The organism is Allobosea sp. P2_A10 (assembly GCF_056405115.1).
Genome location: NZ_JBFUCS010000022.1, coordinates 27,849 through 41,558 on the forward strand (window position 1 = coordinate 27,849; position 13,710 = coordinate 41,558).

The following is a 13,710-nucleotide window of genomic DNA, read 5'->3' on the forward strand; positions in this document are numbered from 1 at the left end:
AGCTGCCTCCGCAGGATCACCTTGGAGGCAGCCATGGCTTATGAGACCATTCTCGTCGAGACGAAGGGCAAGGTCGGCGTCATCACGCTGAATCGGCCCCAGGCGCTGAATGCGCTGAACGGCCAGCTCATCGGCGAGGTCAACGCGGCGATCGACGGCTTCGAGAAGGATGCCGCGATCGGCTGCATGGTGATCACCGGCTCGGAAAAGGCCTTCGCCGCCGGCGCCGATATCAAGGACATGCTGGCGCGCACCTTCCCCGAGACCTATCTCGACGACAAGTTTGCCGATTGGGACCGCATCGGCCAGCGCCGCAAGCCGATCATCGCGGCGGTGGCGGGCTTTGCGCTCGGCGGCGGCTGCGAGCTCGCGATGATGTGCGACTTCATCATCGCCGCCGACAATGCGCGGTTCGGCCAGCCCGAGATCAATCTCGGCGTCATTCCTGGCGCTGGCGGCACGCAGCGCCTGACCAAGGCGGTCGGCAAGGCCAAGGCCATGGACATGTGCCTGACCGGCCGGATGATGGACGTCGTCGAGGCCGAGCGCGCCGGGCTTGTCGCCCGCATCGTGCCGCTGGCGGAGCTGATGACCGAGACGATGAAGGCCGCCGACACGATCGCCTCGAAATCCCTGCCATCGGCGGTGATGACCAAGGAGGCGGTCAACCGGGCCTTCGAGGTCACGCTGAACGAGGGCCTGCGCTTCGAGCGCCGGATCTTCTCCTCGCTCTTCGCCACGCAGGATCAGAAGGAAGGCATGGCCGCCTTCATCGAGAAGCGGAAGCCGGACTTCCAAAATCGGTGACGGGCGTCATGCTCGGGTCAGGTCCGGGCATGACGCCAGGACCGATCAACGCCACGCATGGCCGGCGTGACGTTCTTTGACTTGAAGCGGCACGCCTTCTCCTGACACGATGCGGTGAAAGCCAAAGCAGATCAGGATCAGCCCTCATGACCGCCGCCGCCCGCATCGAGAGTCCAACCGGCTTCATCCTGCCGACCTATGCCGATGTCGAAACCGCCGCCGGCCGCATCGCCGGCGTCGCGCATCGCACGCCGGCCCTGACCTCGCGCACGGCCGACGAGCGCGCCGGCGCAAGCCTCGTCTTCAAGGCCGAGAACCTGCAGCGCATGGGCGCGTTCAAGTTCCGCGGCGGCTATAATGCCATCTCGGCGCTGTCGCCGGCGCAGAAGAAGGCGGGCGTGCTGACCTTCTCCTCGGGCAACCATGCCCAGGCGATCGCGCTGTCGGGACAGCTGCTGGGCGTGCCCACGACGATCATCATGCCGGAAGATGCGCCCGCCGCGAAGATGGCGGCGACCAAGGGCTATGGCGGCGAGATCGTGCTCTATGACCGCTACACCCAGGACCGCCTCGAGATCGGCGCAAAGCTTGCCGCCGAGCGCGGCCTGTCGCTGATCCCGCCCTACGACCACCCCGACGTCATCGCTGGCCAGGGCACGGCGACCAAGGAGCTGATCGAGGATGCCGGCCCGCTCGACATTCTGCTGGTCTGCCTCGGCGGTGGTGGCCTGCTGGCTGGCGCCGCGCTGGCGGCCAAGGCGCTCAACCCGGCCTGCAAGGTCTATGGCGTCGAGCCCGAGGCCGGCAATGACGGCCAGCAATCGTTCCGCACCGGCAAGATCGTCAAGATCGCCGTGCCCAAGACCATCGCCGACGGCGCGCAGACGCCCTTCCTCGGCGAATACACCTTCCCGATCATCCAGGATCTGGTCGAGGACATCGTCACCGTCAGCGACGCGGCCCTGATCGACGCCATGCGCTTCTTCGCCGAGCGCATGAAGCTCGTGGTCGAGCCGACCGGCTGCCTGGCGGCGGCTGCGGCCTTCACCGGCGCGGTGCCGGTTGCAGGGCGTCGGGTCGGCGTCATCATCAGCGGCGGCAATGTCGATCTGACGAGCTTTGCGCGTTTCGTCGCCCCGGCTGCATGAAAGCCGCGGGCGGCGTCAATCCAGCGTTGACGCCGCCCGCCCAAGCGACTATACGCCAGCCTCTCGCGAAGGCCTGCGCAAGCATTGGTCGGCGCCGGCACATTTTCAATCAAGGTCGCGATCCGGCCCCGCCAGGCGAAAAGCCTTAAGGCGAACGGTCGCGATGATAATGAGGACGACCCATGGCCAATACGACCTCGGCCAAGAAGGCCACGCGAAAGATCGTGCGCCGCACCGAAGTCAACAAGGCGCGCCGCTCACGCATGCGCACCTACCTGCGCAAGGTCGAGGAGGCGCTGGCCTCCGGCGACAAGAGCGCCGCTGCCGAAGCCCTCAAGGCCGCCCAGCCCGAGATCATGCGAGCCGCCCAGAAGGGCGTCGTTCACAAGAATACCGCCTCGCGCAAGGTTTCGCGTCTGGCTCACCGGGTCGGCGCTCTGGCCTCCTGATCGCAGCATTCCGCAGAGCGGTTTTGCTGACCAAAAACCCGGCCTCGCGGCCGGGTTTTTTCATGTCCGGAGCTGTGACTGTTGCGGCCGCAACACAGTCCCGGCAATGACGAAAAAATCGCTCGCTTCAAGCGATTTCGCAATCTTTCCACGGCTTTGCGCGCTTGACTCTGGGTCGTCGTTCAGGGCCGGGAATCGTTCCGTTCGGGACTTTCGACCGCGCAAATAAAGCTGATATTTTTCATGACTTTAGCGGGCAAAGGATTTGGCTCCCGAGAATCTCCCGAGGCGACGGCGCGCTCTGGGGCGCTCCGGAAAAAAAAGATTCGCAACCTGCCGCAAGCGGTCGTGGTGAAGAAAATCTTAATCTCCACAAGCCATTGCGAGCCTCTTTCCGGTAGGTCAGCGAGCCGCCTTTTAGGGCCGACTCTCGGAAGCCGGCTGAAGGGGATATTGCTCCCGTTCGAGAGCGCCCTGTAAGGTCTTTTTATCGCCGGTCGGGCAGCAATGACCGCCGGGGATTTCCAAAGATGATCGGCGTTTTAGCTCGCGACCGGGGGGTTGGAGGATGCGGCTCTTTATCTTGCTGCTTTAGAGATGAAGTGCGGCTTCGTCCTGCGGCGAGCCATTCTGAGCGTAATCGACAGACATCGGGGCAGGAGTCCTGCGGGCTGAGGCGTCCGCCGGAACCCTGAGTTATCGACCGGACACCAGCGCCGGGCGCTGCTGCCGCATTGCGGCGGCGTGACGCCTTGCGACCAATTTTATTGAAGATGGGGCAGACGAATGTTTGAGCGGCGGGAGATGTTGGACGCGAGCGAGGTCGGGGTTGCGCCCCTGCCTTTGATCGCGGCGACGATGATGGAGAGAACTGGCGCGGAGAAGGCTGTCATGCCCACGCAAGGCTCGTTGACCGAGGCGTGGGACCGGGTGCGCCGCCGTTTGCGGGCGGAACTCGGCGAGGACGTGTTCTCGAGCTGGTTCGCCCGCGTCGAGATGGCCTCGCTCGTCGACGGCGTGGTCTATCTGACCGTGCCCACGCGTTTCCTGAAGAGCTGGCTCGAGGCGCATTACGCCGAGCGGCTTCAGGTCAACTGCCAGGCCGAACTCGGCGCCGACAACGGCGTCGTGCTTTCCGTGCGCCAGGTCTCCCGCGACAGCGCCGCCGTCAGCGTGGTTCGCGAGACGCTCGCCCCGCGCGGCAAGCCGTCCGCCGCGCCCTCGGCCGTGACGCTTGCACAGCCCCGGCCCGGTGAGGCGGCGGCTGCTCCTTGCGAACGCGATCTCGTCGACGCCTGCGGCACCATGCTCGACCGGCGCATGACCTTCACGAGCTTCATCGTCGGCAAATCGAACCAGCTCGCCTTCGCCGCGGCCGAGCGGATTGCGGCGGCCCCCGTCGGCCAGACGCCCTATAATCCGCTTTATCTTCATGCCGGCGTCGGCCTCGGCAAGACGCATCTCCTGCAGGCGATTGCCCAGGAGGCGCGCAGCCAGGGCAAGCGCGTCGCCTATTTCACTGCCGACCGCTTCATGTACGGTTTCGTCGCGGCGCTGAAATCGCAGACCGCGCTCGCCTTCAAGGAGAAGCTGCGTGGTATCGACCTTCTCGTGGTCGACGACGTCCAGTTCATCCAAGGCAAGTCGATCCAGCAGGAATTCGGCCACACCATCAACGCGTTGATCGACGCCGGCAAGCAGATCGTCGTCGCCGGCGACAGGCTCGCCAATGATCTGGAGGCGCTCGACGAGCGCATCCGCTCGCGGCTCGGCGGCGGGCTCGTCGTCGAGGTCGGCGATCTCGACGAGACCCTGCGCGGCAAGATCCTGACCGGCCGGCTCGATGCGCTCCACGCCGCCCATCCGAATTTCCACGTCAACCCGGATGTCGTGTCCTATGTCGCCCGCGTCGTGGCGACCAATGGCCGCGATCTTGATGGCGCGGCCAACCGCCTGCTGGCGCATGCGACGCTGTCGGGCCAGCCCGTGACGCTGGAAACGGCCGAAGCCGCGATCCGCGATCTCGTCCGCACCCGCGAGCCGCGCCGCGTCAAGATCGAGGACATTCAGAAGCTGGTCGCGACCCGCTACAATGTCAGCCGGGCCGACATCCTCTCCGAGCGGCGCACGGCGGCCGTGGTCAAGCCGCGCCAGATCGCGATGTATCTGTCGAAGGCGCTGACACCGCGCTCCCTGCCCGAGATCGGCCGGCGCTTCGGCGGGCGCGACCACACCACGGTGCTGCACGCGGTCCGCAAGATCGAGAAGCAGATCACCGAGGACCGCTCGCTCCATGACGAGGTCGACCTGCTCAAGCGCATGCTGCAGGAATGATCTGCCGCAGCGCCGGCCACAATCGGCCGGCGCTGCTTTGGCTGTGGTTGACGGGCGCAAGCGCCCTTGCGCCATCAGTCGGCCTCCGGCAATGTCGCGGGCCATTCCGCCGCCTGCGCAGCCAAAGCCGGGCGCAATCACGCCAGAAGACTTGACGACGATGAAGGTTACGGTCGAACGCTCTACCCTGCTGAAGTCGCTGGGCCACGTGCATCGCGTGGTGGAGCGCCGCAACACCATCCCGATCCTGTCCAATCTCCTGCTGAGCGCAGCCGAATCCGGGCTGAAGCTGAAGGCGACCGACCTCGACATCGAGGTCGTCGAGACGATTGCAGCTGATGTCGCCGAGCCCGGCGCAACCACCGTCCCGGCCCATACCTTCTACGATATCGTGCGCAAACTGCCCGACGGCGCGCAGGTTTCGCTCGAGACGACCGGCGAGACCGGCCTGACCCTGCGCTCGGGCCGCTCGCGCTTCCAGCTCCAGACCCTGCCCGAAAGCGATTTCCCCGACATCACGGCGGGTGAAATGGCGCACAGCTTCAAGCTCGCCGCCGGCGAGTTCAAGCGCCTGATCGACAAGACCCAGTTTGCGATCTCGACGGAAGAGACGCGCTATTATCTCAACGGCATCTACCTGCACGCGCTCGAATTCGAGGGCCGCGGCCTCCTGCGCGCTGTCGCGACCGACGGCCATCGCCTCGCCCGGGTCGATACGGCCGCGCCTGCCGGCGCTCTCGGCATGCCCGGCGTCATCGTGCCGCGCAAAGCCGTCGCCGAAATCCAGAAGCTGCTCGAGGATGGCGACAGCGAGGTCGCGATCGAACTTTCCGCGACCAAGATCCGCGTCTCCGCTCAGGCCGTGGTGCTGACCTCCAAGCTGATCGACGGCACCTTCCCCGATTATCAGCGCGTCATTCCCAGCGGCAACGACAAGCGCCTGACCGTGGACAAGGGCGATTTCGCGGCTTCGGTCGACCGCGTCTCGACGATCTCGTCGGAGCGCGGCCGCGCCGTGAAGCTTTCCATGGCCGATGGTCGGATGACGCTCTCCGTCACCAACCCCGATTCCGGTTCGGCGACCGAGGAGATCGAGGTCGATTACGATGCAAGCCCGCTCGATATCGGCTTCAATGCGCGCTATCTGATGGATATCGCAGCCCAGCTCGATGGCGACACCGCACTGCTCAAGCTTGCCGACCCCGGCTCGCCGACCGTGATCCAGGATCGCGAGGGGGCCTCGGCGCTCTATGTGCTGATGCCGATGCGCGTCTAGGCGGCAGCTTTGCCGTGGCCGCGGTCGCGCGCCTGATCCTGCAGGACTTCCGCTCCTATGAGGCTCTCGATCTCCCGGTCGAGGGCCAGATCATTGCGCTCGTCGGCGAAAACGGCGCCGGCAAGACCAATATCCTCGAAGCGCTCTCGCTGTTTGCGCCTGGCCGCGGCCTGCGCCGCGCCGACCTGCCCGACATGGCCCGCACGGCCGGCCCCGGCTCGTTTGCCGCTTCGATCGCGCTTGCCGGGGACGGCGCCCGGCTCGGCATGGGGTTGGCTGAGCGCGATGGCGAGGGCAGGCGGGCGAGGCTCGCCCGGATCGACGGCGTCCAGGCCGGTTCGGCGCTGGCGTTTAGTGAATATCTGCGCCTGGTCTGGCTCACACCGGATTCGGACGGGCTGTTTCGGGGCTCGGCCGGCGAGCGGCGGCGCTTTCTCGACCGGCTGGTGCTGGCGGTCGATCCCGTCCATGCGACGCGCTCGAACGCACTGGAGCGCGCGCTGCGCTCGCGCAACCGCATTCTCGAGGAGACACCCCATCAGGGTCAGTGGCTCGACGCCATCGAGCGCGAGATCGCCGAGCTCGGGGTCGCGGTCGCCGCCGCCCGGGCCGAGACGGTGGCGCGCCTTCAGGCCATCATCGCCGAGACCCGCGACGAGGCCTCGCCCTTTCCCCATGCGTCGGTCGCGCTGTCGGGTGAAATCGACACGCTCGTGGCGCAAGGCGCGGCGCTCGACGCCGAGGACGCCTACCGTGCTTTGCTGCGCCAGGGCCGGGCGCGCGACCGCGCCGCTGGCCGCACTCTGGCCGGACCGCAGGCGTCGGATCTGGAGGTCCGTCATGCCCAGAAGGACATTCCCGCCGAACTCGGCTCGACCGGCGAACAGAAGGCGCTGCTGATCGGCCTCGTGCTCGCCCATGCCAGGCTGGTCGCCGGCATGAGCGGTCTTAGCCCCCTCGTGCTGCTCGACGAGATCGCCGCCCATCTCGATCCGCGTCGCCGCGACGCGCTCTATGAAGCCCTGCTTGCGCTCGGCTGCCAGGTCTGGATGACCGGCGCCGATCCGGCGCTGTTTGCGACCCTGCCAGGGGGGTCGCAGCGTTTCATGGTCGGTGCAGGCTGCGTCGTCGCGCTGGATTGAGCGCCCGCATCACGGGTTTGCGTCAAGGATGGTTAACCATTTTTGACGAGAATGGCGCCGATGCAACCGTCGCTACCCATCTTCACGGCCGCCGAAGCCGCGATCGCAGCTCGTCTCCTGACGATTCTCGAGCCGCATTTCGATGCCTCGGTTCGCGCGCTCTACCTGAAGACGTTTGGCGCCGAGCAGCATATCCGGCAGCAGGCGACCTATCAGGACGAGGCTCTGAAATACCGTCGGCTCTTCCGCCTCCAACTCGACGACGAGTATGTCGCGGCCAAGAAGCGCATCGTCACCCGTGCCAACGGCCGCAAGATCGCGCTCGCCGACTATCCGCAGTTCTTCCAGGAGGATTTCGCCAATTTTTCGGCGGTCATCGTCGCGAAATGGAAACGGCGCTGGGGGCCGGTCGCGCCCGCGCTCCGCGTGTTCTTCACGCTGATGCTGACCGATGTCTCGTTCTCGCTGGCCTGCTTCGATGACGCCATCGAGACCGAGATGGGTGAGCGCCTGAACGGTATCGAGAATGCCTTCCGCAATGGCATCGGCGAGCGGATTTCCGCGATCGAGACCAGCATGGGCGAGGTCGCCGGCTGTTCGGAGCGCCTCTCGGCCAAGGCCGGTGCGACGCTGATGGCGGTGGCCGGCACGACGCGCCGGCCAGAGCAGGTCTCGGCCTCGGTCGCGGAGATCGTTGCCGCGACGCGCAATTTCGGCGCTTCCAGCGAGCGCATCATGCAGGAAACGGCGACATCGAGCCGCGCCACCGACGAAGCCAGCGCCGAATGCCGCGGCATCGCCGACAACGTCTCGACGCTCCGGCAGGCCAATGAGCGCATCGGCAGCGTCGTCGAACTGATCCGCAACCTTGCCTCGCAGACCAATCTGCTGGCGTTGAACGCCACCATCGAGGCCGCCCGCGCCGGAGAGGCCGGGCGCGGCTTTGCCGTCGTCGCAGCCGAAGTCAAATCGCTGGCGACCGCGACCAACAGCGCCACCGAGACCATCCGACAGGGCATCGCGGAGGTCGTCAGCGCCGGCGAGGCGATCGAGGACGCCGTGCGCGAGCTTAGCCAGAGCATGCAGGCGATGCAGGCCAGCGCCCGCATCGTCGCCGATTCCGTTGCCGAGCAGGCCGGGCGCATCCACGCCATCGCCGAACGCGCCGAAGCGTCGTCCTCCGGTGTCGACGCGATCGCCCATCACGCTGCCCTGGTCGAGGGGATCGCGGGCGAAGCGGCCGAACTCGCCGAGCAGATGGACGACCGCGTCAGGGCGACATCCATGATGTCGAAATCGCTCGAACGCGCCATCGGGGATTTTCTCGGCGAGGTTTCCAACGCTCGCGCCGAGCGTCACCGCGCCGTCATCCGGCAGACCGGCTGAGCCGATGCTGCTCGCAGCCGGGCTGATCGATCTCGGCTTCGCCCTGTTTCACGCAACCTTTTGGCGGCTGCTGGACTGGCCCGGCCGGCTTGCGCCTTCTGGCGGACACAACGCCGCGATCACGCAGACGCTGAACATCATGCTGACCTTCGTCTTCGCGGCTTATGGCGGGGCGGTGCTCTGGCAGGGCGCGCAAGGTCAAGCGCCCACTCTGCTGCCGGCCATCGGCGCCGCGTTCTGGCTGCTGCGACTTGTTCTGCAATTCGTCCTGTTCGACTTCAGGCCGTTCGTCTCGAAGGTGATCACGGCGGCTTTTGCGTTGGCCGCGGTGCTTCACCTGTTGGCGGCGCTGGCCTGAGACTGGCCATTTCGGCCAGGGTCGGGCACACCCTCCCCATGCCGCAATCTCGCGAATCAGACGCCCGCGCGATCCTCAAATCCGTCTTCGGCTATGATGATTTCCGCCCCGGCCAATGGGAGGTGATCGAGGCCGCGCTCGGCGGACAGGACGTCTTTGCCGTGATGCCGACGGGCTCCGGCAAATCGATGTGCTACCAGCTCCCGGCGCTGGTCGCGGGCGGGCTGACGCTGGTGGTCTCGCCGCTGATCGCATTGATGCGCGATCAGGTCGGGCAGCTGGTGCGGGCCGGCGTCGCCGCGGCCTCGCTCAATTCGATGAATACGGAAGCCGAGGCCACCGAGGCCTGGGACAGGCTCAATGCCGGCGAGTTGCGCCTGCTTTTCGTGTCGCCCGAGCGGCTGGCGGGCGAGGGGCTGGTCTCGCGCCTGCGCCGTCTCGGAGTCACCCGGCTCGCCATCGACGAGGCCCATTGCGTCTCGCAATGGGGCCACGACTTCCGGCCCGAATACCGCCTGCTCGCCAAGGTGCGCGAGGCGCTCGGAGGCGTGCCGGTCACGGCCCTGACCGCGACCGCCGACCGGCAGACCCGAGACGACATCGCCCAGCAGCTTTTCCCGAAGCCGCCGCATCTGGTGGTGCATTCCTTCGACCGGCCCAATCTCAAGCTCGCCTTCGCGCCCAAGGACCAGCCGAGCCGCCAGATCGCCGATTTCCTCAAGCGGCATCGCGGCGGCAGCGGCATCGTCTACTGTTCCTCGCGCGGCCGCACCGAGCGGCTTGCCGGCAGCCTGAGCGAAAAGGGCTACAACGCGCTGCCCTACCACGCCGGGCTGGAGCAGGGCGTGCGCAACCGCAATCAGGACGTCTTCCTGCAGGAGGACGGCGTCGTCGTCTGCGCCACGATCGCCTTCGGCATGGGCATCAACAAGCCCGATGTCCGCTTCGTCGTGCATGCCGACATGCCTGGCTCGATCGAGAGCTATTATCAGGAGATCGGCCGCGCCGGGCGCGACGGCCTGCCCGCCGATACGCTGACCCTCTACGGCACCGAGGACATGGCGCTGCGCCGCCGCCAGATCGACGAAAAGGCCGTCGACGACGAGCGCCGGCGCATCGAGCACAAGCGGCTCAACGCCATGGTCGACCTGTGCGAATCCGCGCTCTGTCGCAGGAGCGCGCTGCTCTCTTATTTCGGCGAGCAGACCCAGAGCTGCAAACATGCCAACGCGCCTATCCGCTGCGATCTTTGCGGCGGCGACGCCACGCTGACCGACGCCACGCTCGACGCGCGCAAGCTGCTCTCGGCGGTAGTGCGCTCGGGCCAGCGTTTCGGCGCGGCCCACCTCGCCGACATCCTCACCGGCACCCTGACCGACACGATTCGCCGCCAGAACCATGATGGGCTTAAGACCTTCGGCGTCGGCAAGGACAAGGCCAAGAGCGCCTGGACCGCGCTGACGCGCAAGCTTTTCGCGGCGGGAGCGCTCGCGGAAGCCAGCACCGAGCATGGCGGCTTTCGCATGACCGAAAGGGGCGAGGACATCCTGTTCGGGCGCGAGACGATCGCGCTGCGGCAGGATGCGCTTCCCGCCCGGCGCAGCCCCGCCGAGCGCGCCGCTGCACGGGCCGATGGGCTCGACGAAGGCATTGCGGCGCTGTTCGAGCATTTGCGGCAGCTGCGTCTCTCGATCGCCCGCGAGGAGGGCGTCGCCGCCTACATCATCTTTACCGACCGCACGCTGATCGCGATGGCCAGGGAGCAGCCTGCGAGCCTCGACCGGATGCGTGCGATCGAAGGCGTCGGCGAGCGCAAGCTCGCGCAATATGGCGAGGCTTTCGTCGACGCCATCGCCGGCTTTCAAGGATAAGGCCTGCGCTTTCGGGCTCAGCGATGCTGCCGGTCTTGCCGCGGCTGCGTCCCTGCGGCACAAACCGCCGATGAGCGAGACCCCGCCGCCGCGCATCACCATCGTCTATTGCACACAGTGCCAGTGGTTGCTGCGCTCGGCCTGGCTGGCGCAGGAGGTGTTGTCGACCTTCTCGACCGGCCTCGGCGAGGTCGCGCTGCAGCCTGGCACGGGCGGCGTTTTCAGGATCGCCTATGACGGCGAGACCATCTGGGATCGCACGGTCGACGGCGGCTTCCCCGAGGCCAAGGTGCTGAAGCAGCGCATCCGGGACAGGCTCGATCCCACCCGCGACCTCGGCCATATCGATCGCTCCTGACCCTGAACGAACGCCGTCGCCATCCGCGCTGAAAACCGCCTCTCGCGCACGCACGCGTACACGCGTGAAAAAGCCACGGTGAACCCCTATATTCGTGATACGAATCAAGACGATCGCAGGCGCATCGGCGCCGGCCGAAGGACTCCGACATGAACGATGCTGCCCGCGACCTTGAAGACGCCGCCTATGGCGCCGATTCCATCAAGGTTCTCAAAGGCTTGGATGCCGTCCGCAAACGTCCTGGCATGTATATCGGCGACACCGATGACGGCTCGGGCCTGCACCACATGGTCTATGAAGTCGTCGACAACGCCATCGACGAGGCGCTGGCTGGTCATGCCGACATCGTCACCGTCACGCTGAACGCCGAGGGTTCGGTTACCGTCACCGACAACGGGCGCGGCATTCCGACCAATATCCACAGCGAGGAAGGCATTTCGGCCGCCGAGGTCATCATGACCCAGCTCCATGCCGGCGGTAAGTTCGACCAGAATTCCTACAAGGTCTCTGGCGGCCTGCACGGCGTCGGCGTCTCCGTCGTCAACGCGCTCTCGGTCTCGCTCAAGCTCAGGATCTGGCGCGGCGGCAACGAGCATTTCATGGAGTTTCGCCATGGCGATGCGGTCGCCCCGCTCGTCGTCGTCGGCCCGGCCGGCGACAAGCGCGGAACGGAGGTGACCTTCACGCCCTCGACCGAAACCTTCACGATGATCGAGTTCGACTACAAGACGCTCGAACATCGTCTGCGCGAACTCGCTTTTCTCAATTCCGGCGTCCGCATCGTCCTGACCGACGCCCGCCATTCCGAGGTGGTGCGCGAGGAGTTGATGTATGAGGGCGGCGTCGAGGCCTTCGTGCGCTATCTCGACCGCGCCAAGACTGCGATCATCAGCAAACCTGTGATGCTGAGCAACGAGAAGGACGGCATCACCGTCGATGTCGCGCTGTGGTGGAACGACTCATACCACGAGAACGTGCTCTGCTTCACCAACAACATCCCGCAGCGCGACGGCGGCACCCATCTCGCCGGCTTTCGCGCCGCGCTGACGCGCCAGATCACCGGCTATGCCGAGAGTTCCGGCATCCTGAAGAAGGAAAAGGTCTCGCTCACCGGCGATGATTGCCGCGAGGGCCTGACCGCGATCGTCTCGGTCAAGGTGCCCGATCCGAAATTCTCGTCGCAGACCAAGGACAAGCTGGTCTCGTCCGAGGTGCGTCCGGTCGTCGAGAACGTCGTCAACCAGGCGCTCTCGACCTGGCTCGAGGAGCATCCGCCAGAGGCCAGGCTGATCGTCGGCAAGGTCGCCGAGGCCGCCGCCGCCCGCGAGGCCGCCCGCAAGGCGCGCGACCTCACCCGCCGCAAGGGCGCGCTCGATATCGCCTCGCTCCCGGGCAAGCTCGCCGACTGCCAGGAGCGCGATCCCGCGAAATCCGAACTCTTCATCGTCGAGGGTGACTCCGCCGGCGGCTCGGCCAAGCAGGGCCGCGCCCGCGAATATCAGGCGGTTCTGCCGTTGCGCGGCAAAATCCTCAATGTCGAGCGGGCGCGTTTCGACAAGATGCTCTCCTCCGAACAGGTCGGCACGCTGATCACGGCGCTCGGCGCGGGCATCGGCCGCGAGGAGTTCAACATCGAGAAGCTGCGCTACCACAAGATCATCATCATGACCGACGCGGACGTGGACGGCTCCCATATCCGCACCTTGCTGCTGACCTTCTTCTATCGGCAGATGCCGGAGGTGATCGAGCGCGGCCATCTCTTCATCGCCCAACCGCCACTCTACAAGGCGGCGCGGGGCAAGTCACAGACCTATCTGAAGGACGAGCGCGCGCTCGAGGATTATCTGATCGACACCACCCTTGATGGCGCGGTCTTCCGCACCAGTGACGGTGTGGAGCGTGGAGGATCCGATCTACGCGCTCTGATCGAGGAGGCGCGCGGCGTGCGCAACGCTCTTGCGCTGCTGCATTCGCGCTATGACCGGCGCGTCGCCGAGCAGATGGCCATCGCCGGTGCGCTGCATCCGTTCTCCGAGGGGAGCGAGGCGCAGGCCAATGCGGCGGCGGCCTCCGTCGCCGCGCGGCTGGACGCGATCTCCGACGATCTGGAGCGCGGCTGGGAAGGCAGGTTCGCCGAAGGCGGCTTCCTGTTCTCGCGCATGGTGCGTGGCGTCAAGCAGGTCGCAGGCCTCGATGCCGGGCTCCTCGCCAGCGCCGAGGCGCGCAAGCTCGACGCGTCGGCCGCCTCGCTGCAGGAGGCCTATGCCAAGCCAGGCGTGCTCGCGCGCAAGGGCGACGAGCACGCCGTCAACGGGCCGACCGACCTGTTCGAGGCGGTTTCTGCGATCGGCAAGAAGGGCGTCTCGCTGCAGCGCTACAAAGGTCTGGGCGAGATGAATCCCGACCAGCTCTGGGAGACGACGCTCGATCGTGACGCGCGCTCGCTGCTGCGTGTCCGGAACGACCAGAACGACGAGGCCGACGACCTCTTCGTCAAGCTGATGGGCGATGTCGTCGAGCCGCGCCGGGAATTCATCCAGACCAACGCGCTGAACGCGACCGTCGATACCTGAGAGCGCCC

The 13,710-nt window shown here is 66.3% G+C and carries 11 protein-coding genes; all 11 read left to right on the forward strand.

The window, feature by feature from the left end:
• The first annotated feature begins 33 nt into the window (after positions 1-33).
• The 11 genes from AC1DZY_RS23170 to gyrB all read left to right on the forward strand — a co-directional run bounded on the left by AC1DZY_RS23170 (position 34) and on the right by gyrB (position 13,702).
• Positions 34-807: an enoyl-CoA hydratase gene (locus AC1DZY_RS23170; RefSeq protein WP_476822518.1), complete on the forward strand. Its 774-nt coding sequence runs from the start codon at positions 34-36 to the stop codon at positions 805-807.
• A gap of 146 nt (positions 808-953) precedes the next feature.
• The gene (locus AC1DZY_RS23175) at positions 954-1,955 is read left to right on the forward strand and encodes a threo-3-hydroxy-L-aspartate ammonia-lyase (RefSeq protein ID WP_476822519.1); all 1,002 of its coding nucleotides are present in this window, start codon (positions 954-956) and stop codon (positions 1,953-1,955) included.
• A 182-nt stretch (positions 1,956-2,137) separates the two neighbouring features.
• On the forward strand, positions 2,138-2,404 hold the full coding sequence (gene rpsT, locus AC1DZY_RS23180; RefSeq protein WP_476822520.1) for a 30S ribosomal protein S20: 267 nt from the start codon (positions 2,138-2,140) through the stop codon (positions 2,402-2,404).
• Between the two features lie 891 nt (positions 2,405-3,295).
• A complete protein-coding gene (dnaA, locus tag AC1DZY_RS23185; RefSeq protein WP_476822521.1) occupies positions 3,296-4,738 on the forward strand; it encodes a chromosomal replication initiator protein DnaA in 1,443 nt (480 codons plus the stop codon).
• Between the two features lie 160 nt (positions 4,739-4,898).
• Complete coding sequence (dnaN, locus tag AC1DZY_RS23190; RefSeq protein ID WP_476822522.1) at positions 4,899-6,014, forward strand: DNA polymerase III subunit beta; 1,116 nt, start codon at positions 4,899-4,901, stop codon at positions 6,012-6,014.
• Positions 6,015-6,028: 14 nt separating this feature from the next.
• Positions 6,029-7,156 (forward strand): DNA replication/repair protein RecF, encoded by a 1,128-nt coding sequence (gene recF / locus AC1DZY_RS23195; RefSeq protein ID WP_476822523.1) that lies wholly within the window; start codon positions 6,029-6,031, stop codon positions 7,154-7,156.
• Between the two features lie 60 nt (positions 7,157-7,216).
• Positions 7,217-8,542, forward strand: coding sequence for a methyl-accepting chemotaxis protein (locus tag AC1DZY_RS23200; RefSeq protein WP_476822524.1), 1,326 nt, complete (start codon positions 7,217-7,219; stop codon positions 8,540-8,542).
• Between the two features lie 4 nt (positions 8,543-8,546).
• Positions 8,547-8,900 carry a hypothetical protein gene (locus AC1DZY_RS23205; protein ID WP_476822525.1) on the forward strand — a complete coding sequence of 118 codons (354 nt, stop codon included), beginning with the start codon at positions 8,547-8,549 and terminating at the stop codon, positions 8,898-8,900.
• Positions 8,901-8,938: 38 nt separating this feature from the next.
• Complete coding sequence (gene recQ / locus AC1DZY_RS23210; RefSeq protein WP_476822526.1) at positions 8,939-10,771, forward strand: DNA helicase RecQ; 1,833 nt, start codon at positions 8,939-8,941, stop codon at positions 10,769-10,771.
• 70 nt (positions 10,772-10,841) lie between these two features.
• Positions 10,842-11,129 carry an Rdx family protein gene (locus tag AC1DZY_RS23215; protein ID WP_476822527.1) on the forward strand — a complete coding sequence of 96 codons (288 nt, stop codon included), beginning with the start codon at positions 10,842-10,844 and terminating at the stop codon, positions 11,127-11,129.
• A 149-nt stretch (positions 11,130-11,278) separates the two neighbouring features.
• Positions 11,279-13,702, forward strand: a complete 2,424-nt coding sequence (gene gyrB / locus AC1DZY_RS23220; RefSeq protein WP_476822528.1) for a DNA topoisomerase (ATP-hydrolyzing) subunit B — start codon at positions 11,279-11,281, stop codon at positions 13,700-13,702.
• Positions 13,703-13,710: the final 8 nt, after the last annotated feature.